Below are 20,122 nucleotides of genomic sequence, written 5' to 3' on the forward strand. Positions count from 1 at the left end.
TTTTCGTTTAACTCTCGCAGTTGCCAGACCGCAAGAGTGTTTTAACAAATTGAAAGGGGCTTTATAACTGACTTATAGCTGAAAGCTTTACGGAACCCCCAGCCTAGCTGGGGGTTTTCTCTATACAGAAAAAGCCCCAGCACAATGGCTGAGGCCTTAAATATGGTCGGTGAAGAGGGATTCGAACCCCCGACCCTCTGGTCCCAAACCAGATGCGCTACCAAGCTGCGCTATTCACCGAATTGATTTTTTACTTTGGATTAGCAAAAGAAGAAACTTCTCTGGTCCGCTATTCCTAAACTCAGAGATGCACTACAAAGCTGTGCTAATCACTGAATTGATTTCTACTTTGGATTAGCAAAAGAAGAAACTTCTCTGGTCCGCTATTCCTAAACTCAGAGATGCACTACAAAGCTGTGCTAATCACTGAATTGATTTCTACTTTAGATTAGCGAAAGAAGAAACTTCTCTGGTCCGCTATTCCTAAACCCAGAGATGCGCTACCAAGCTGCGCTATTCACCGTTCTATGCTGGGTATGTTACCGATTCTTTTTTGTGAAGCAAGTCCTTTTCGACGCTTTTCAATTTTCCAGATGACGTTCGAACAAAACTTGAACAAAGCGAACAAAATGTGATTAAAGGCACACAATCTTAAACATAAATGCAACCAATTAACTACATTTGATCCAGATCAGCGTCAAAACTTGGGCAGGGTTTTAAGGTGTCAGGGTCTTTAAACACTTTGTGAGAAACAGAGACGTCAGACCTAAGTAACGACTGGGTAATGCTATCCGCTTAATCTACAGACGGTCAGCCTCAGGCTACTTTTAGCCAGTTTAGTGGTTTACAAAGTGATCAAGGACAAATCTCCTCACTAGATCGCTTAGCTTCGATTGTTAAATAGTCTCACGCTATGCACCGAAGTAGATAATTTGTCTACTTCGGTTTTTTTTAATAACAAACTGATCAACGCTTTCTCTGCATCGGTATAATCAACTTACCAAGCCAATTGCGAATTTAAGGTGTGATGATGCCTAACGATGATTTAGAACTATTTCAGCAAATGATGGATGATGTAAAACCACTGGCTCACGATGTCGCACAACTTAACAAACCGTATACTATCACCGAAGCACAACTCGCCAAACGCCAAACGCCAAGCAGCCATCACGTTATCGACGCAAGAACCGGATTATCTTTCCATCGATTGCGCCCCCATGCTCAAACCTGATGACATCATTGAATATAAAAAAGCAGGTATTCAGGATGGGGTGTATAAGAAACTCCGCTTAGGTAAATACCCCTTACAAGCACGACTAGACTTACATCGAAAAACCCTCAAACAAGCTCGCGATGAAGTGATTCACTTTATCGCTCAATGCATAAAAATGGACTTGCGAACCGTGCTCATCGTCCATGGTCGAGGGGAGCGCTCTACCCCACAAGCGTTAATGAAAAGCTTTGTCGCCAGCTGGTTAACTCAAATTGATGAAGTACAATGCGCGCATAGTGCACAACGCTTTCACGGTGGAAGTGGTGCGGTTTATCTGCTGTTAAAGAAAAGTAAAAATCAGAAAAGTGAGAATCGAGAACGCCATCAAAAACGGCTTGGTTAAAGTGCAATAACTGGTAAAATGCTCCGTTCATCTACTTCATTTCATTTTTTCACCATTCCGTTGAGAAACGTCAGGAGTTTTCATGTCATCGTTAACCGAAAAACGCTTAAATAAATACATTAGTGAAACGGGCTTTTGTTCGCGCCGTGAGGCCGACAAACTGATTGAGCAAGGTCGTGTAACCATTAATGGGCAACTGCCACCAATGGGCAGCAAAGTCACTGAACACGACCAAGTATGCATTGATGGCAAACCGGTCGGCTATAAAGAAAAACCCATTTATATTGCGTTAAATAAACCGACTGGCATCACCTGTACCACCGAACGAGATGTCCCTGGTAATATTGTCGATTTTATTGGACACAATAAACGTATATTCCCCATCGGTCGCCTCGATAAACCCTCTGATGGGTTGATTTTTTTGACTAATGACGGTGATATCGTTAATAAAATTTTACGTGCCGGTAATAACCACGAAAAGGAATACGTGGTACGGGTCAATAAACCGATTAGTGCAGAATTTATTCGTCAAATGTCTGCGGGGGTCAATATTCTTGATACCGTCACCCTACCGTGTAAAGTGGTTCAAGAGACCCAGTACTCATTTAGAATTATCCTTACCCAAGGATTAAATAGACAAATTCGTCGCATGTGTGAAGCACTGGGTTATGAAGTGTTTAAACTACGTCGTGTACGTATTATGAACATCACACTAGATGGCATACCGAATGGTCAATGGCGTTATTTAACCGATGCCGAAGTCAATGAGATCCTCGCGATGTGCGAAAGCTCAGTCAGTACTGAAGAGGCATCAAAAACCGATAGTTCAGGTAAACAGATCCGCAAAGCCACCGATGCAAAATTGTTTGATAGTCGATTGGCGCAATCCAAAACCACCTCCGAAACTCCCCACAAAACTTATCAGGGGCGTCAAGCCAATGAGTTTCGTCATGCGCCAAATTCAAAAAAAGGCCGAGAACAGCGCCAGCAGCACGGCGACGTTAAACGTAACGACAATACTGCTCGCTCTGCACGCCGTAATCCAACCCGAAAAGCCGGCACGCTGAGCTTGAAAAAATAGCAGACCTTGAAACATGATGAGGAGCCAAGGCTCCTCATCATGTTTGTATCACTTAGCGAATTAAAAAACGCCGTTATTTAGTACCAAAAATCTTATCGCCAGCATCTCCCAAACCAGGCACGATGTAGCCTTTGTCATTGAGTTTCTCATCAATGGCGGCGGTGTAAAGTTCAACATCTGGATGCACTTTTTTCAGTGCTTCAATGCCTTCTGGCGCTGCGACCAAGACTAGCACTTTTATTTGATTACATCCTTTCTCTTTTAGAAGATCAATCGTTGCAATCATCGAGCCACCAGTCGCCAACATAGGGTCAACCACCAGCGCAATACGCTCTTCAATGTTCGATGCCAGTTTATTAAAGTAAGGCACTGGCTCAAGTGTTTCTTCATCACGGTAGATGCCGACAACACTGATTCTTGCGCTAGGAATATGCTCTAGTACCCCATCCATCATACCAAGGCCCGCACGTAGAATCGGGACAACCGTGACCTTTTTGCCTTTAATTTGATCAACAGCAACAGGACCATCCCAGCCTTCAATCGTCACTTTTTCTGTCTCAAAATCTGAAGTCGCTTCATAAGTTAATAAACTGGCAACCTCAGTCGCTAGCTCACGAAAACGTTTAGTGCTGATATCACCTTCTCGCATTAAACCCAGTTTATGTTTGACTAGAGGGTGTTTCACTTCAACAACTTTCATTTTCATCTCCGGCATAATTTAAATAAACTTTTCGATTATACACGCATTTCTACCTATTTTAAGCGTTTAAATCTGGATAAAAAAACTGACGCAAACGTTTTCCTTTTTGATTTAAGCCCTGTAGAATAGCGGCGTTTTCATATCCAATTAGATCGAGGACTTCCCCCGTGAGCGGTAACAACACTTCTCTTAGCTACAAAGATGCCGGTGTAGATATTGATGCAGGCAACGCACTGGTTGAACGAATTAAAGGCGCAGTAAAGCGTACTCGTCGTCCTGAAGTTATGGGTGGCCTTGGCGGCTTTGGTGCCCTGTGTGAACTTCCAAGTAAATACAAGCATCCGGTTTTGGTTTCTGGGACCGATGGCGTAGGGACAAAACTACGCTTAGCTTTGGATATGAAAAAACACGACACCATCGGCATCGATTTAGTGGCGATGTGCGTCAATGATTTGATCGTACAAGGCGCTGAACCGCTGTTTTTCCTTGATTATTATGCGACCGGAAAACTGGACGTCGATACAGCAGCGGATGTCGTCTCTGGGATTGCCGATGGCTGTGTCCAAGCGGGATGCGCGTTAATCGGCGGAGAAACAGCAGAGATGCCGGGAATGTACGAAGGCGAAGACTATGACGTCGCTGGGTTCTGTGTCGGTGTGGTTGAGAAAGAAGCGATTATCGATGGTTCCAAAGTGGCCGTGGGTGATGCACTCATCGCTGTCGGTTCCAGTGGTCCTCACTCTAATGGCTATTCACTAATCCGTAAAATTCTTGAAGTCTCGGGCGCTGATAAGAATGAACAATTGGCTGGTAAAACCATCGGTGAACATTTACTTGAACCAACCCGAATTTATATAAAATCTGGCTTAAAGCTGATTGCTGAACATGATATTCACGCCATTTCTCATATTACTGGCGGCGGTTTCTGGGAAAACATCCCACGAGTATTACCGCAAGGAACTAAAGCGGTGATTGATGGTAGCAGTTGGCAATGGCCAGCGATTTTCACTTGGCTACAAGAGAAAGGCAATGTAGCAACGCGTGAAATGTATCGTACGTTCAACTGTGGCGTCGGCTTAGTGATTGCCCTACCTCAAGCCCAAGCACAAGCGGCGGTTGAGCTGCTACAGCAAGAAGGTGAAACGGCATGGGTTATCGGTCAGATTGCTCAAGCACAAACCAATGAAGAGCAAGTAGAGATCAAATAATTCATGAAAAGTATTGTTGTTTTAGTTTCAGGAAATGGTTCTAATTTACAAGCGATCATCGATGCTTGTGAGACAAGTATCCATAATGGCAAAGTAACGGCTGTTTTTTCAAACAAAGCAACAGCATACGCTTTAGAGCGAGCGAAAAAAGCGGGAGCCGCAGCGCATTTTATTGATCCTAAGGCCTATGAAACTCGTGATGCATTTGACGCTGATTTAATGAAGTGGATGGATGAATATGCGCCAGATTTAGTGGTACTCGCTGGCTATATGCGTATCTTAAGTAGTGATTTTGTTCGCCATTATTTTGGTCGGATGATCAATATCCATCCCTCATTACTGCCTAAGTACCCAGGGTTAAACACTTATCAAAGAGCCATTCATGCTGGCGATGAAGAACACGGTACTAGCGTCCACTTTGTTACTGAGCAATTGGATGGCGGCCCGGTGATTTTACAAGCCAAAGTGCCTATTTTTGATAACGATACGGTAGAAAGCCTGACTGCTCGAGTACAATCTCAGGAGTATCGGATCTATCCCTTAGTCGTACAGTGGTTTGTCGAAGGACGCTTAACCATGACGAATGGCAAAGCCCTTTTGGATGGTCATATTTTAGGGATTCATGGCTACGCGGATCAGTAGCTCACGCCACGAAATAACCAAGGGGAGTATCAACTCCCCTTGGTATTAATGAAACTCTTTAGCCTAAAGGTTCAGTCGGGGCCTGATTACCCGGCTTGGCTTGGGCAAAGGCGACCGCAGTCAATTGGTCAACATTCGTCGCCACTCGCTCACCTAAGTGGAACAAATTAAACTCGCCTGGCTTCATACGTTGCCATATTTCATTTCCTGTCAAAGGTTGAGTAGCAATCACCGAGACTACATCATTAGGCGTCGTCTCTTCTTGAAAATTCACTTCAACATCTTCATCAATCAATGCCGCATGGCCAAAGGGGGCTCGGCGAGTGATCCAGTACAGATGGTTAGTACAATAACTCATCAGATAATCGCCATCAGAAAAAAGCATATTAAATACGCCTTTATCACGCAGTTGATCGCATAATTGACTCACATACTGGAAAACCGACAGCATATTGTCGGGGATCTGCGGGTAACGCTGCTCTAACTTATCCAGTAACCAACAAAATGCCGCTTCACTATCAGTTTGACCAACCGGGCGATGACGCCCTTGCGCCAAACGCTGATAATCAACCAGTTGACCATTATGCGCAAAAGTCCAATATCGCCCCCATAATTCACGCGTGAACGGGTGGGTATTTTCTAAGTTAACCGCCCCACGATTCGCTTGACGAATATGGCTAATCACTGCACAACTTTTTATCGGATAGTTCTGCACCAACTGAGCGATTTGTGACTGACAACTGGGCGCTGGATCTTTAAACGTCCGAAAACCACGACCTTCATAAAAGGTTATCCCCCATCCATCACGATGGGGACCCGTTTTACCGCCGCGTTGCATTAAACCCGTAAAGCTAAAGCAGATATCGGTCGGAACATTGGCACTCATACCGAGTAATTCACACATGGTTTATATCACTCCTAATAAACCCTCGGCGATTAGATTCACTCTCAGCAAATCCATCGTTCGATTTATGCCATCTCTTTTTCAATCAGTTGGATAACAATGTGAATGATTTTAATGTGCACCTCTTGGATGCGATCAGCATAACCAAAATGTGGAACGCGAATTTCTACATCAGCAAGGCCAGCCATTTTTCCACCATCTTTTCCGGTGAGGGCAATCGTCTTCATCCCTTTCGCCTTCGCCGCTTCAATCGCTTTTAAAATGTTGCCTGAATTACCTGAAGTAGAAAGACCAAACAGCACGTCGCCTTTACTTCCCACCGCTTCTACGTAGCGCGAAAAAACGTAGTCATAACCAAAATCATTACTTACACAAGAAAGATGGCTGGGATCTGAAATCGCAATTCCAGGATAACCCGGACGATTGTCACGATAACGACCCGTTAACTCTTCAGCAAAATGCATCGCATCACAATGCGAGCCGCCATTACCACAAGACAGTACTTTCCCCCCCTGTTTAAAAGAATCAGCAATCATTTTTGCTGCAGCTTCAATTTGCGCGATATTGTGATCATCGCTTAAAAAGGCATTCAATACTTCGGCGGCTTCATTAAGTTCACTGCGAATTAAATCATGATACATAATCTGGTCTCTTGGTTATTCTGCTGACAGGTAAGTTTCAATTAGGGAAACTCAGGTATGTCATTGAGTTTACCCAAACGAGATTCTCTGTCGAGAGTCTGTTCTCAACAAATTGACCGAATCCGATGATATTTTCTATGCAAAATTGACGCTTGACGCACAATTTGCAGTTTTCTTTTCACTGAGATCACTTTTTGACCGGTTTGATGTTTTACATTTCATTAATATATTGATTACAATCCTACTGGTTAGACCACCTCACCTATCAGGTCTCATTGAGTCTGTAAAAGGAAATAATTATGGATATCTTGCTCTCTACACTCGGCATATTGCTGGTATTAAGCGCTTGCTTATACCATCGTACGTCGCTATTTACTGGATTAGTCGCTTTAACCCTAACCATGTTTGGCTTAACCCTGTTTGGCCCGATTGGTTTCTTTGGCTGGGTTATCTATCTAGCGGCAGTCGCTATTTTTGCCGTTCCATCCGTTCGCCAAAGCTTAATCAGCGGGAAAGCTCTACGGGTTTTTAAAAAAGTATTACCTGCCATGTCACAAACGGAAAAAGAAGCGCTCGAAGCGGGTACCGTGTGGTGGGAAGCCGAGCTGTTTAAAGGTAAACCAGACTGGCAGCAACTGAAAAATATCAAAGCTCCAATACTGAGTGCGGAAGAACAGGCTTTCCTTGATGGCCCAGTTAACGAAGTCTGCGCGATGGTGAATGACTATCAAGTCACTCACGAGTTGGCCGACTTACCCCCTGAAGTCTGGCAATATCTTAAAGATCATAAATTTTTTGCGATGATCATTAAGAAAAAATACGGCGGTTTAGAATTTTCAGCTTATGCACAATCTCTGGTACTGCAAAAATTAACTGGTGTCTCTGGAGTGCTTTCCTCCACCGTTGGTGTTCCAAACTCTTTAGGCCCAGGTGAGCTGTTGCAACATTATGGTACTCAAGAGCAGAAAGACTACTATTTACCTCGCCTCGCGGAAGGTAAAGAGATCCCATGTTTTGCACTCACTAGCCCAGAAGCAGGATCGGATGCTGGCTCTATTCCAGATTTTGGCGTGGTCTGCAAAGGCGAATGGGAAGGGAAAGAAGTGCTTGGTATGCGTCTCACCTGGAACAAGCGTTATATCACTTTAGCCCCCGTCGCTACCGTACTTGGCTTAGCTTTTAAACTGCGAGATCCTGATGGTCTACTAGGGGATACTCCTGAGCTGGGCATCACCTGTGCTTTGATACCCACTCACTTAAAAGGTGTTGAGATTGGTAATCGTCATTTCCCGCTCAATGTGCCTTTCCAAAATGGTCCAACCCGAGCGACCGATCTTTTTGTTCCCCTTGATTTCATCATTGGTGGGCCAAAAATGGCTGGGCAAGGCTGGCGTATGCTGGTTGAGTGTTTATCGGTTGGTCGTGGTATTACTCTTCCCTCCAACTCAACGGGAGGCCTAAAAACCGCCGCCCTAGCAACCGGAGCTTATGCGCGTATTCGCCGTCAGTTCAAGCAACCGATTGGTCAAATGGAAGGCATTGAAGAACCACTCGCGCGTTTAGGGGGCAACGCTTATGTGATGGATGCAGCGAGTAATTTAACCGTAGCAGGCATCGATTTAGGCGAAAAACCGTCCGTTATTTCAGCGATAGTGAAGTACCACTGTACTCATCGTGGTCAACGTTCAATTATTGATGCGATGGACATCGTCGGCGGAAAAGGGATCTGCTTAGGCCCTGCCAACTTTTTAGCGCGTGGTTACCAAGGTTCACCGATTGCCATTACCGTTGAAGGGGCGAATATTTTAACTCGTTCCATGATCATCTTTGGTCAGGGAGCCATTCGCTGCCATCCTTATGTACTAAAAGAGATGGAAGCCGCTTACTCAGACCGTTCAGACGCTGTAGAGCAGTTTGACCAAGCTCTCGCTGGCCATGTTTCCTTTACTTTAAGTAACCTGGTGCGCAGTATTTGGTTTGGGATTACCGATGGCTATGGCTCGTCAGCGCCAAGCAAAGGCCCCACCAAGCGTTATTACCAAAAACTTAATCGTTACAGTGCCAACTTAGCATTACTGGCCGATATTTCGATGGCGGTATTGGGTGGTTCACTCAAACGTAGAGAGCGCTTATCGGCACGTTTAGGAGATATCTTAAGTCAGCTCTATTTAAGCTCTGCTACACTGAAACGCTTTGAAAATGATGGGCGACCAAGTGAAGATTTACCATTCGTTCATTGGGGACTTCAAGATAGTTTGAAACAAACCGAACTAGCGATTGATGAGTTCTTAGCTAACTTCCCTAATCCTGTTATTGGTAAGTTACTTCGTGTTCTTATTATGCCTATTGGACGAGTTCGTAAAGCGCCCAATGACCATTTGGATAGTCAGGTTGCTCAGATCTTACAAACCCCTAGTGCTGCACGTTCACGCTTAGGACGTAATCAATACTTACTGCCAACCGAACACAACCCAGCAGGTAAGATAGAACAAGCGTTGAGTATTATTCTCCAAGCTGAGCCAATCTTTACTAAGATGTGTGACGCGCTCAATCAGCGTCGTCCTTTTACTCAATTGGATCAGCTAGCGAAAATCGGTTTAGAGAAGCAGTTGCTTACTCAGTGGGAAGCAGATCTATTGATTGAAGCTGAGGCCCATCGTCTATACACGATTAACGTTGATGATTTTGACCCGCAGGAACTTGCAGCAAAAAAGTCTCACCCCAAACTCGAAGAAGTCGCGTAACTTCAAACGAGAAAAAGGGGACCACTCAATCAGAAAAAACGAGCGTTTAGCGTTTGCTCAATAAACAAAAAAGGAGGCTTGCCTCCTTTTTTGTTGCGGTTATTTTCTTTTCTTCACGATTGTGGTTTACGGTTTTTTCGGAATATTTAGATTCATCTCTTGTATGGCTACCGCTTTCGCTTTCAGCTTACGACGAATAAACCACCCAGCAAGCGCAACAATAATAACGAAAAGATTACCCAAAATAATGTACATCATCGTACGGCGGCGAGCTTGCTCTCGCATATGTTGAATGAGCTTTTCTTGCTCTAAACGACGAAGATTTTCTAACTCAGCTTCTTGCATACGCCGAGTCGTCGCTAAATCAATTTCACTGACCACCCCATAGGTTTGCTCTCGAATGGGGAAGATGAGTGGTCTTTGGGTTGCTAAATCCGTCGCATAAACTTGCCCATTCCACGCAAAATTACCAAATTGCTTCTCATTAGGAACCATTAGAACAACGCCTAAACCAGAGGGGTCGGCTTGCCCTTGGGCAAGAAATGGCGGTTGTCCTAATTCTCGATGCTCGATATGCGCAACCATAGAACCAGGCTCTATCATGCCTCGTTCACCATTAAAACTAATTTGATGAGCAACACCTTGAGTTCGTGACTGGATAAAGGTGGCCACAACTGGAGCGGGATAAACCAAAATTACCTGTTCTTGAGCACGTAAAAAGACACCATTGCCCGAAGTGATGCGCACACGGTACTTACCCGGTTCAGGAGTTATCGGTAAAGCGACGGTAAAAACACCATCACCCGGCTTTTCATCTAATCCTCGACCATCATCGGTAAATTGCCCAATTACTTCGGGAATTGGACGCATTTCTTGAGGTAACTGTTGTTCATCGTCGACATAACGAGTAAAGGTCACGGTAAGCTTAACCCGATCAAGGAAATCTCTTAATAACAGCGGCTCGCCGTCCGAGGTTAAACGCGCGGTAAATTTAATTGTTTCATCTTGATATAAGCGATGCGGTAATTGATCAGTTTCCAATTGCAAATGCGAAATCAAACGCACGTGGTTATTGGGCGAAATCTGGCCTATAGCTTGCCACGGCCCCGGCATCGGTTTATCAATCGAAACGATATCCATTGATGACTCTTGATACCATCGAACGTAATCAGGGTGACGAGAAGCATAATACTTAAAACCGTCTGGGCGAACTAATACCACAGGACGGGGGTTTTGCTCTCGATAAATGACAAAGGTGATTTGTGAAATCGTAGGATCCACCCGAAAACGGTTATCAAGCAAGGTAAGCGATGATTCATTGCTGGCAAAACTTCCTATACTGCATAACAAACTCAGTATCACTATTCCTAGCCGTAACATACTCTCTCCTACTGACGCCAGAGGCAAATTCCACTTTTTTCAACCACATCCAAACGTTGTTGGTGAGCTTCTATTTCATCGGCCGATGCACGTAAAACCTTAAGGTTTTTCCTCTCACCTTGTACGCGCTGCACAAAACTCCCAGCCGGCTCGCCACTTTGTGAACTAGCAGAAAACTGTAATGAAGTCTGCCCACCAGTCATTAATAAATAAACATCAGCGAGGATTTCCGCATCGAGCAAAGCGCCGTGCAAGGTTCGATGTGAATTATCTATCCCATAGCGATCACAAAGAATATCGAGGTTATTGCGCTTACCGGGGAAGATTTTCTTCGCCATCGCCAAGGTATCGGTAATTTTGCAATACTGCTCAGTTTTGCCAATCGCAGGGTTGACTTTGGCGAACTCATAATCCATGAAGCCGACGTCAAATGACGCGTTATGAGCCACTAACTCCGCCCCTTTGATAAAGTCTAAAAACTCCTGATGGACTTCTTTATATTGCGGCTTATCGACTAAGAAGGCATCGGTAATACCATGAACTTCAATTGCTTGCGGTTGAATCTCACGATCTGGTTTTAAATAAACATGGAAATGCCGTCCGGTTAATTTCCGATCAATAATTTCAACCGCGCCGATCTCAATGATCCGATGGCCTTCATAATGAGGTCCGCCTTCAAAGTTCATACCTGTCGTTTCGGTATCAAGTACCACAATACGATTGTGTTGCGAATTGCTGCTAGTATTCATAAGGATATCTATGTCAGACTATGCCAATTGTGTGAATAATCCAATAGTATCAAATCATGAACAAACAAGTGGAAATTTTCACTGATGGGTCGTGTTTAGGCAATCCTGGCCCGGGTGGCTATGGCGTAGTGTTACGCTATAAAAAAACTGAAAAGACCTTATCGAAGGGCTATCGCCTCACCACCAATAATCGAATGGAAATGCTCGCGGCGGTCATCGCTCTACAAAGCTTAAAAGAGCCCTGCGATGTCATCCTAACCACCGACAGCCAATATGTTCGTCAAGGCATCACTCAATGGATTCATAACTGGAAACAACGAGGCTGGAAAACGGCGGATAAAAAACCAGTGAAAAATGCCGACTTATGGCAAGCCTTAGAAAAAGAAACCGAGCGACATCAGGTCGATTGGCGCTGGGTAAAAGGGCATGCCGGTCACCGTGAAAATGAAATGTGTGATCAATTGGCACGTAGCGCGGCGGAAAACCCAACGGAAGACGATGTCGGTTATCAACCCTAAATTCATGACTATTAAGTCAACTTAGAATGGCACATAGGCTCGCTATCGTCTGGTTCAACAAGCGCTTGGAAATATCATCAACTATTGATCTTCTGACTTGACCCGATAGTTAAAACCAACTGGCGAAAAACGTCGCTTCAAACGCCAGTGTGGTTTAATGGGTTTAAGTGGATAAGTTCGCTTGCGAGCAACAATAAAATATAAGCTTCCTAACGGACTTGCCCAGCCACCCATCGCATTTTCTAACCAGGCCCAAAGCGGACGATATTTCTGCATCGGAAAAAGCGCGTATTGATCACATTCTAAAACTTGATAGTTCAGCACACTGAGCCAATCTTTAATGCGGCTCGAAGTAAACATACGCCCACTCCAAGGAAGGTTATGTTTACGCCAAGGCATCGTACTGGCAAGGCCAGTTAAACTGATCGGATTAAAACCAGTAATAATCACATAACCGTCATCAATCAATACTCGGTCGACTTCACGCAAGATACGGTGCGGGTCGTTACAGTAATCTAATTGATGGGCAATAATCGCAACATCAATGCTCTTTTCTAAAAAGGGTAAATCATAAGCATCAGCGATGACCGTATGGAGCGGATTATGGATATCCAGATGAACTTGGTGTTGAATAGTACAATTACCGCTGGACAGCTCACAGCTCAAACCGCCCAATTTTAGCATGTGATAACCGAAAAGCTTTGGACACCACTCGTCAAGCCGGGTTTGAATAGACTCACACACCCACTGGCCATTTTTTAGTTGGGACCAAGAGTGAGGACTCTCAATTTTTTTTTGACTGCGTGCTGGTTTCATTGCTAAATCGCTTTACCACGTGACTGGAGATAACTCATGTTACACATCAAAAGCATACCCGCATTTAACGATAATTACATCTGGCTGATTGAAAATAGCGATCGCCGTTGTGCGGTGGTCGATCCGGGGGATGCTCAACCTGTTTTAGCTTACCTACGACAGCAGGAATTAACCTTAGAAGCCATTCTGATCACCCATCATCATCATGATCATATCGGTGGCGTCGCCGAATTAGTCCGCCAATACCCTCATGTGGATGTTGTGGGGCCAGCTCAAGAACCCATTCCCACCCTCACTCATCCCGTTGAAGATGGTGATCAAATTGAATTATTTAACGAACGTTTTATGGTCTTAGGACTTCCTGGACACACTTTAGGCCATATTGGTTATGTCGGTGACAGTAAGCTTTTTTGTGGCGATGTGCTGTTTTCGGCAGGCTGTGGGCGGGTATTTGAAGGCACGATGGAACAAATGTTTTCCTCACTCAATAAATTATTAGCATTACCTGAGGAAACCGAAATCTATTGCGCTCATGAATACACCGCCAGTAACGTCGCTTTTGCGATGGCCGTTGAACCTGATAACGAACAGTTACAAATTTATCGCGACACCGTGATTCGCATGCGTGCACAAGGTCAAGCAACACTCCCCACCACCTTACAACGTGAAAAATGGGTCAATCCCTTCTTGCGTACCGGGGTTCCGAGCGTGATTAAGTCAGTAGCCAATCGTACTGAACAACATGATCCACTCGCTATTTTTAGCGCTTTACGTGAGTGGAAGAATGAATTTTAACGATTTGCTACTTGTCATCCGCTTAATACGACAAGTATTATCAGCAGCCAATTTATGACAAGGCTGTGTGATATGCGAGTACAATTCAGCTGGGTAATTGCACTGCTATTAGCAGGTTGCCAGCTTACCCAGCCAGAGAACGAGACCAGTTCAGAAACCAATCAACGCAAGGTAAAGCCAACCGATCAGCAGGTTCAAGTACAAAAGTCACCAAAAAAAACCGCTAAACCTCACGTCGTGGCGCCTAAAATTGACGTCCGCTCACCACAAGAGCAAGAGGATGTCTGGCAACGTATCGCGATGCAGCTAAGCATGCCGATTGCTGACGATCCTACGGTCGATTATTACCGTAATTGGTATCTCAATCATCCCAATCATCTCGCCACTGTTGCCAAACGTGCCGAACCGTTTCTGTACTTAATTACTGAAAAGATTGAACAACGCGAACTGCCGTTAGAGCTCGCTTTACTGCCAATCGTAGAAAGTTCCTTTGATGCCTTTGCTTACTCTCATGGCCAAGCCGCAGGGCTATGGCAGTTCGTACCAGCGACGGGCAACATGTTTGGTTTGGAGCAAAATTTTTGGTATGACGGCCGTCGAGATGTGGTTGCCGCCACTGATGCTGCGCTCGAATATTTAACCCGTTTGAATCAGCGTTTTGACGGCGACTGGTATTTGGCCATTGCGGCCTATAATAGTGGTGGCGGCCGGGTCTCGAGTGCAATAAGAAAAAATACTCGACTCGGTAAAGAGACCGACTTCTTCTCTTTAGATCTGCCCAAAGAAACCAGCAGTTATGTGCCTAAACTTCTCGCACTGGCAGATATTGTCGCCAATCAAGAACAGTATGGGATTTCCATTCCTAGTATTAGTAATCAACCCGTATTAGCCTTGGTTGATCCTCAAGAGCAGTTAGATTTAGCTATCGCGGCCAATTATGCGGGGATCAGCGTTAAAGAGTTACAAAGTTACAACCCTGCCTATAATCAATGGGCGACCGCCCCAGAAGGCCCGCATCAACTGTTAATACCCGTCGATAGAGTCGATGAGTTTAGTGAACAAGTTGAATCAAACCGTGGTCAAGGGATGAAGTTGGTTCGCTATCAAGTACAAGCCGGCGATAGCTTGAGTGTGATTGCTCAGCGGCATAATACCACCACGCAAATCATTCAAACCGCTAATAACCTCACTAGCCATACCATTCGTGTCGGACAACATTTAATGATCCCAACCTCTGTCACCGATGAAGAGGCTTATGCATTAAGTGCTAATAATCGCCTAGCAAGAACACAGTCGTTAGCACGAGGTCAATACCAACTTAACCACACCGTACGCAGTGGGGAAAGCCTATGGACCATTGCTTGCGCGCACAATGTCTCTTACCAAGCTTTGGCGCGTTGGAATGCGATGAGCCCGCAAGATACGCTACGAGTCGGTCAACAACTGGTCATTTGGAAACAAAGTAGTGAAGGCGCAATTATTCGCACCGTGTTTTATCAAGTACGCAGTGGCGATACCTTAAGCGATATCGCTTCGCGTTTTAAAGTCAACACCCAAGATATCGTCAAGTGGAATGAGCTTGCTAATCAACGATATCTACAACCGGGACAACGCTTAAAACTGTACGTGGATGTAACGCAAGTAAGCGTGTGAATGGGTTCGGAGAGTGATACGTAACGTATCACTCTTTTTTTGTTGATTAAAAAGACAAACACTTACCTTGTGATGATTGACCCCAAAATAGAAACCTTGGTGTCAACCAGCCTACTTCGAGTATCGATAACTTTCTCATCAGCTGTGCTAAATTAACTACTCGTCTTTATCTTGAGTATGCCTATCAACGTACGGCCAATAGTGATGTCCTGCACGAATGAGCAGCGTCGCTGCCGCTAAAATAAATGCCGCGAAAGAGAGCCAAACAACGGGGACTGCATCCAAATCTTTCATACCGAGGGTAATATAGCGGGCGATGGCCATCATCGCGATGTAGATAGGATAACGCACAGGAATTTTGCCATTAACCACAAATTGCTGCACCATCGCCAACACTTCGAGATAAATAAACATCAACAGAATATCGGTCAGTAATACTTGTTTTTCAACAAAAACATGTATGAACTCGTGTCCAATTGCATATACCGTTGCCAAAGTAATAGCAATAAGTAGTACCGCTTCCAGTAGATGAAACATTTTTAAAAATGGACGGCTAAACGATTTAGGTAAATTTGACGGCATAGTGGCTTATCCAAGCAAATCAAAATAGGTAGGTGTTGAGTTTATCATTCCTAAGCGCAGATTGATTAAGGGATTAGAGAAGAACTTAAGCATCCTTTCCCGATCGCTAATCACGCAAAGCCTCTCCATTCAGGTTGAGTATCTCATTTTAATCATGACTCATTTTATACTAAGTTGTGAACAGTCAACGCAAGTAGTAGACTGGATTGAATATGCCATTAGTATGTTATAACTAAAGAACTTAATCTACTGGTGTTATTATCAATAAAAATAAAATAATCTAGGCTAGGTTCACTCGATGCAACTAATCTCATCTTTACGCTCACTGTTGACGAGCACTCTTCCGGTCGACCAAAAACAGCAAATGCTCATCGCGTTAGTGATCAACACCTATCCATCGCAACAGCGTACTGACCTTTTCCTCTCAGTGACAGACTACCGTAAACAACAATTAGTCGATCTTTTCCCTGAACATCACAATACAAGTTTCTCTGTATTATTTGAGCTGATCGACTATCGCGAACTCATTCAGAATTATCCAAGCACCTTATCTGAAGAGATAGCACTACTTGAGCAAATCGTCGGCGAGTGTTATTCACATTGGCTGGACTTTTGGTGTGAATGTGAGATAGCCACCATCAAAGCGAACTCCGTCATTGATACTGCCGCCGGTGAGATTGAGCTACCACTGGAAGATCAGGCTTACTATGGCTTATTGATCGATAACATAGAAAATTCCGATCTTCTAGTCACTACGCCTAGTCACCCGCAAAAAATGCTCATCAAAGAGGCCATCACTTTAAGCAATCTTGAGCTGTTTATCCAAGGTGAAAAGTGGTACGAGATGCTGCCCCTCTTGTCATTATCACAAATGGGTAAACACTTTGTGTTGCTCAAATACCCTAATAATGGCAAGGTTCCCGTCCTAGTCGCTTCAATGTTAGTGCAAGATTGGGCATCGAATCAGACTTGGCTCAGTTATGCACCGCAGTTTAGTAATCCACAGTGGCAGTTCTGTTTACCCACACAGGGTTATGATGTTTTATCATCTTTGCCAATTTTCCAACCAGCGCTGTCAAAATGCGACTCTCTGCCAGAATTCGATCGGCAATTTAGGTTACGATTATCCGCTAAAAATAGGGTCTGTGAAGTGCTGCGTTTCACAGTAAGTGGAAATGCTAAGCAGAAGCTCTATTTTGTCTATCTTGCTCAAAAAGAAATCATTAGACTATTGTGCCTAGCTGGGTACAAAGTTAGTTTATTCGCTACCGCTCAACCTTTTATTCTAAACTTTTATCAATCTATTGAACAAAATGCGTATTTTTATTTTGGATATTGCGACTTAAATAATAATGGAATAAAAACTTACCGTTGCTTTTGGAATATTGAAATAATTAATAAAGTATTTAATCATATCTATTTTCTCGACTATAAGTATGCGGTTCGTCAAAGTAGGAAGCTCGATTCAGTAGAAAAGGAAGAGTATGTTTGATGCTAACTTAGGTACAATTCTCTATGCCAAAACAATAACCCTTCTTGCAACCATAGCAGTTGTAGTGGTCTGGCTAACCTACTATTACTATCGACTTAAACAAAAAAGCAAGATGATTTGGGGAACATATCACGCCTCTTACATCGCCTATTCCTGCTGTATTATTGCTTGGATTGTCAGTAATACTTATTTTCATACTAATTGGCTCGTCAAGTTTGGTACAGATAGAGCAATCTTTATGGCGGAACTTGCTAATATTAGTGCATCACTAGCTTTTGTTTTTGCCTATTACTTCTCATGTCAGCTCTCCGCCGAACAAAGAAAAGGCACAATATATCTTTGGCAACGACTAATATTTATTACTATAGCGGCGTATTCGATAATCATTAATTCACAATCTAATCTTACGGTAAAGCATGTGGATATCGTAGGGCCGAGCGAGTTTATTATTGAGTTTGGACCACATACGCCATACTTCTTTGGTGCCATGCTGTGTTCAGTGATACTAACATTATTCAACTTGGTCGCAATGCGAACCAATAGCAGTAAACTAACACTAGCCAAAACTAACTATATGATCGCAGGTATCTTGGTATATATGCTTTCAACGCTCGCAATCCAAGTCGGGCTCACCTTTTTTCTTCAAGATTTTTCACTCACTTGGCTACCACCAGCACTCTCGATCAGTGAAATGTTATTCGTGGGTTATGCCCTATTGACATCACGCTTCTACAGTGTGGAATATCTTGCTTATCTATGCCTCAATACCCTGATGGTGTGTGGCGTGTTAACTATCCCTTTAGGCATGGTCTTCATGCTTCTTACCGACAACAGTCAGTGGCTGTTTGTTATCCCATTTTGTGCACTGATCGGTGTGACTTGGGCTCCACTCTATAAAAACGTGAGTCGTTATGCCGCGTTACTGATTTACGGCAATCGACAAACTCCCGTTGAACAAATTCTCGCTTTGGAGGAAGACTTCAAGTTATCCATCGATGATGCGATGCGCCGTTTAGGTGAGTTACTACAAATACCGAGTGATAAGCTGCGCCTCGTGAGCAGTAATCACAGCGAAGCCGTTTACGCACGTTACCTTTCCTCTAAACAAACGGCTCTGGTTTTTGATGAACTGTTTGAAAAACTGGATAATAAAGTCACTGAAAAAAGCTCAGTCAAAGCACTTTATGACAAGATGAGCGCCAACAATACCGCATTAGTGATGCCACTATTCGGCCACGGAAAATCGGTGACGCATTTATTGATATCGCCACACAAAATCAACAATCAGATGTTTTCTCATGAAGAAATCTCGGCTCTTCAAACCTTGCTAACCCGAATACAAAGTATTATTGAGGCAGATCGCCGTATCCATCAAAGCCGAGCACTGGCCAATTCGATTGCTCACGAAATGCGTAATCCACTGTCTCAAGTTCAGTTGTGTTTTGAAATGTTAAAAAAACACGTTGAACATCAAGCACCAGCCCAGCAAATAAAGCAAGATATTGAGAGCGGCCAAGCTGCCATTCAACGTGGGCGTCAATTAATTGATATTATCTTACGTGAAGTAAGCGATAGTTCACCAGAACACGAACCCGTTACGATGACCTCTATTCATAAAGCGGTCGATCAGGCTGTCAGTCAGTACGGTTTTGAGAACGAAAAAGTCGTTGAGCGAATTCATTTACCACAACAAGATGACTTTGTTGTTAAGCTCAATGAAACCTTATTTAATTTTGTCATTTTCAATCTCATTCGTAATGCTATCTATTATTTCGACTCTTATCCCAACAGCCAAATTAAGATCACAACCCAAACGGGTACTTATGAAAACATATTGATATTCAAAGATACCGGTCCAGGGATTGATGAGACTATTGCTGATAAGATCTTCGATGATTTCTTCTCTTATCAAAAAAGTGGAGGCAGCGGTTTAGGGCTCGGTTATTGTCAACGTGTTATGCGCTCCTTTGGCGGCCGAATTGAATGCAAGTCTAGGCTGGGGGAATTTACCGAATTCCACCTATCCTTTCCTATTGTACCCAATGCCCCACAAGCAGACTCGCTTCGTACCCCTTATTTCGACGATTGGCCATCGAATCAAACCGCTACGGAAGATAACTACTTTCCCTCACCGGTTGTTAATTCATTATCAAGCCATAATTCAACGCCCACCGTACTCATTGTTGATGATAAAGAAATACAGCGTACGTTGGTTAAACTGTACCTAGATCAACTTGGCATTAGTAGCTTACAAGCAAACAACGGCGAGAGTGCGGTAAATATCGTTAAAACTCATTCTATCGATTTGATTTTGATGGATATCCAGATGCCAGTCATGAATGGGTTTGAAGCGAGTAAAATCATCAAAGCACATTTCCCCGCCATTCCGATCATTGCACTATCGGGAGAATCAGGGAACCATGAGCTCAAAATGATCAGTCTATTGATGGATGGCCGCCTAGAAAAACCGACTTCCTTACAGGCATTACAAGATCTGATTCACCATTGGTTTGGTAAAAATGTGCTATCGAATACTGAGTATCAATAATCCAACCATAACCAAGCTACAATCAACAGGCTGACACTGCGAGGTACAAGCAA

16 protein-coding genes, 1 tRNA gene and 1 pseudogene are annotated in these 20,122 nt (G+C 43.9%); 10 read left to right on the forward strand and 8 right to left on the reverse strand.

The genetic code is table 11. From position 1 onward, the window contains the following. Positions 1–163 precede the first annotated feature (163 nt). Positions 164–240 (reverse strand) — tRNA-Pro (locus FKN93_RS10860). Between the two features lie 790 nt (positions 241–1,030). Between FKN93_RS10860 and smrA the strand changes: the two are divergent. Next, a pseudogene (gene smrA, locus FKN93_RS10865) lies at positions 1,031–1,616 on the forward strand (DNA endonuclease SmrA). Between the two features lie 82 nt (positions 1,617–1,698). Continuing rightward, complete coding sequence (gene rluF, locus FKN93_RS10870; protein ID WP_158138797.1) at positions 1,699–2,697, forward strand: 23S rRNA pseudouridine(2604) synthase RluF; 999 nt, start codon at positions 1,699–1,701, stop codon at positions 2,695–2,697. A gap of 73 nt (positions 2,698–2,770) precedes the next feature. Here the strand turns inward: rluF and upp are convergent, their stop codons facing one another. Further along, positions 2,771–3,397 carry a uracil phosphoribosyltransferase gene (upp, locus tag FKN93_RS10875; protein ID WP_004394693.1) on the reverse strand — a complete coding sequence of 209 codons (627 nt, stop codon included), beginning with the start codon at positions 3,395–3,397 and terminating at the stop codon, positions 2,771–2,773. A 167-nt stretch (positions 3,398–3,564) separates the two neighbouring features. Here upp and purM point away from each other — a divergent pair, with 167 nt between their 5' ends. Next, complete coding sequence (gene purM / locus FKN93_RS10880) at positions 3,565–4,605, forward strand: phosphoribosylformylglycinamidine cyclo-ligase (RefSeq protein ID WP_004394692.1); 1,041 nt, start codon at positions 3,565–3,567, stop codon at positions 4,603–4,605. A 3-nt stretch (positions 4,606–4,608) separates the two neighbouring features. After that, a complete protein-coding gene (gene purN, locus FKN93_RS10885; protein ID WP_154170371.1) occupies positions 4,609–5,247 on the forward strand; it encodes a phosphoribosylglycinamide formyltransferase in 639 nt (212 codons plus the stop codon). 58 nt (positions 5,248–5,305) lie between these two features. Here the strand turns inward: purN and FKN93_RS10890 are convergent, their stop codons facing one another. Continuing rightward, the gene (locus FKN93_RS10890) at positions 5,306–6,151 is read right to left on the reverse strand and encodes a class II glutamine amidotransferase (protein ID WP_170905097.1); all 846 of its coding nucleotides are present in this window, start codon (positions 6,149–6,151) and stop codon (positions 5,306–5,308) included. 65 nt (positions 6,152–6,216) lie between these two features. Next, positions 6,217–6,792, reverse strand: a complete 576-nt coding sequence (gene lpcA / locus FKN93_RS10895; protein ID WP_004394689.1) for a D-sedoheptulose 7-phosphate isomerase — start codon at positions 6,790–6,792, stop codon at positions 6,217–6,219. A 299-nt stretch (positions 6,793–7,091) separates the two neighbouring features. Between lpcA and fadE the strand changes: the two genes are divergently transcribed. Next, on the forward strand, positions 7,092–9,536 hold the full coding sequence (fadE, locus tag FKN93_RS10900) for an acyl-CoA dehydrogenase FadE (RefSeq protein WP_170905098.1): 2,445 nt from the start codon (positions 7,092–7,094) through the stop codon (positions 9,534–9,536). A gap of 126 nt (positions 9,537–9,662) precedes the next feature. Here fadE and FKN93_RS10905 read toward each other — a convergent pair whose 3' ends face one another. Both FKN93_RS10905 and dnaQ read right to left on the reverse strand, forming a co-directional pair. Then, entirely contained in the window at positions 9,663–10,916 is a 1,254-nt protein-coding gene (locus FKN93_RS10905; RefSeq protein WP_170905099.1) for a TIGR03503 family protein, read from the reverse strand. Positions 10,917–10,924: 8 nt separating this feature from the next. Further along, positions 10,925–11,665: a DNA polymerase III subunit epsilon gene (dnaQ, locus tag FKN93_RS10910; RefSeq protein WP_004394686.1), complete on the reverse strand. Its 741-nt coding sequence runs from the start codon at positions 11,663–11,665 to the stop codon at positions 10,925–10,927. A 56-nt stretch (positions 11,666–11,721) separates the two neighbouring features. Here dnaQ and rnhA point away from each other — a divergent pair, with 56 nt between their 5' ends. Beyond that, positions 11,722–12,183, forward strand: a complete 462-nt coding sequence (gene rnhA / locus FKN93_RS10915; protein ID WP_170905100.1) for a ribonuclease HI — start codon at positions 11,722–11,724, stop codon at positions 12,181–12,183. 81 nt (positions 12,184–12,264) lie between these two features. Here the strand turns inward: rnhA and FKN93_RS10920 are convergent, their stop codons facing one another. Continuing rightward, positions 12,265–12,999 (reverse strand): class I SAM-dependent methyltransferase, encoded by a 735-nt coding sequence (locus FKN93_RS10920; protein WP_154170367.1) that lies wholly within the window; start codon positions 12,997–12,999, stop codon positions 12,265–12,267. A 36-nt stretch (positions 13,000–13,035) separates the two neighbouring features. Between FKN93_RS10920 and gloB the strand changes: the two genes are divergently transcribed. Together gloB and FKN93_RS10930 are read left to right on the forward strand one after the other, a co-directional pair. After that, on the forward strand, positions 13,036–13,794 hold the full coding sequence (gene gloB / locus FKN93_RS10925; protein WP_170905101.1) for a hydroxyacylglutathione hydrolase: 759 nt from the start codon (positions 13,036–13,038) through the stop codon (positions 13,792–13,794). A 72-nt stretch (positions 13,795–13,866) separates the two neighbouring features. Beyond that, positions 13,867–15,447: a LysM peptidoglycan-binding domain-containing protein gene (locus tag FKN93_RS10930; RefSeq protein WP_170905102.1), complete on the forward strand. Its 1,581-nt coding sequence runs from the start codon at positions 13,867–13,869 to the stop codon at positions 15,445–15,447. Between the two features lie 156 nt (positions 15,448–15,603). On the opposite strand, the gene FKN93_RS10935 is transcribed toward FKN93_RS10930, so the two are convergent. Then, entirely contained in the window at positions 15,604–16,029 is a 426-nt protein-coding gene (locus FKN93_RS10935; protein WP_154170361.1) for a phosphate-starvation-inducible PsiE family protein, read from the reverse strand. 298 nt (positions 16,030–16,327) lie between these two features. Here FKN93_RS10935 and FKN93_RS10940 point away from each other — a divergent pair, with 298 nt between their 5' ends. Beyond that, positions 16,328–17,521, forward strand: a complete 1,194-nt coding sequence (locus tag FKN93_RS10940) for an acyl-homoserine-lactone synthase (RefSeq protein WP_170905103.1) — start codon at positions 16,328–16,330, stop codon at positions 17,519–17,521. Beyond that, positions 17,514–20,069 carry a hybrid sensor histidine kinase/response regulator gene (locus FKN93_RS10945; protein ID WP_170905104.1) on the forward strand — a complete coding sequence of 852 codons (2,556 nt, stop codon included), beginning with the start codon at positions 17,514–17,516 and terminating at the stop codon, positions 20,067–20,069. Before FKN93_RS10940 ends, FKN93_RS10945 begins: the two co-directional genes overlap by 8 nt. Positions 20,070–20,122 lie beyond the last annotated feature (53 nt).

This window comes from Vibrio sp. A8-1, from assembly GCF_013048685.1.
Classification (GTDB): Bacteria; Pseudomonadota; Gammaproteobacteria; order Enterobacterales; family Vibrionaceae; genus Vibrio; species Vibrio metschnikovii.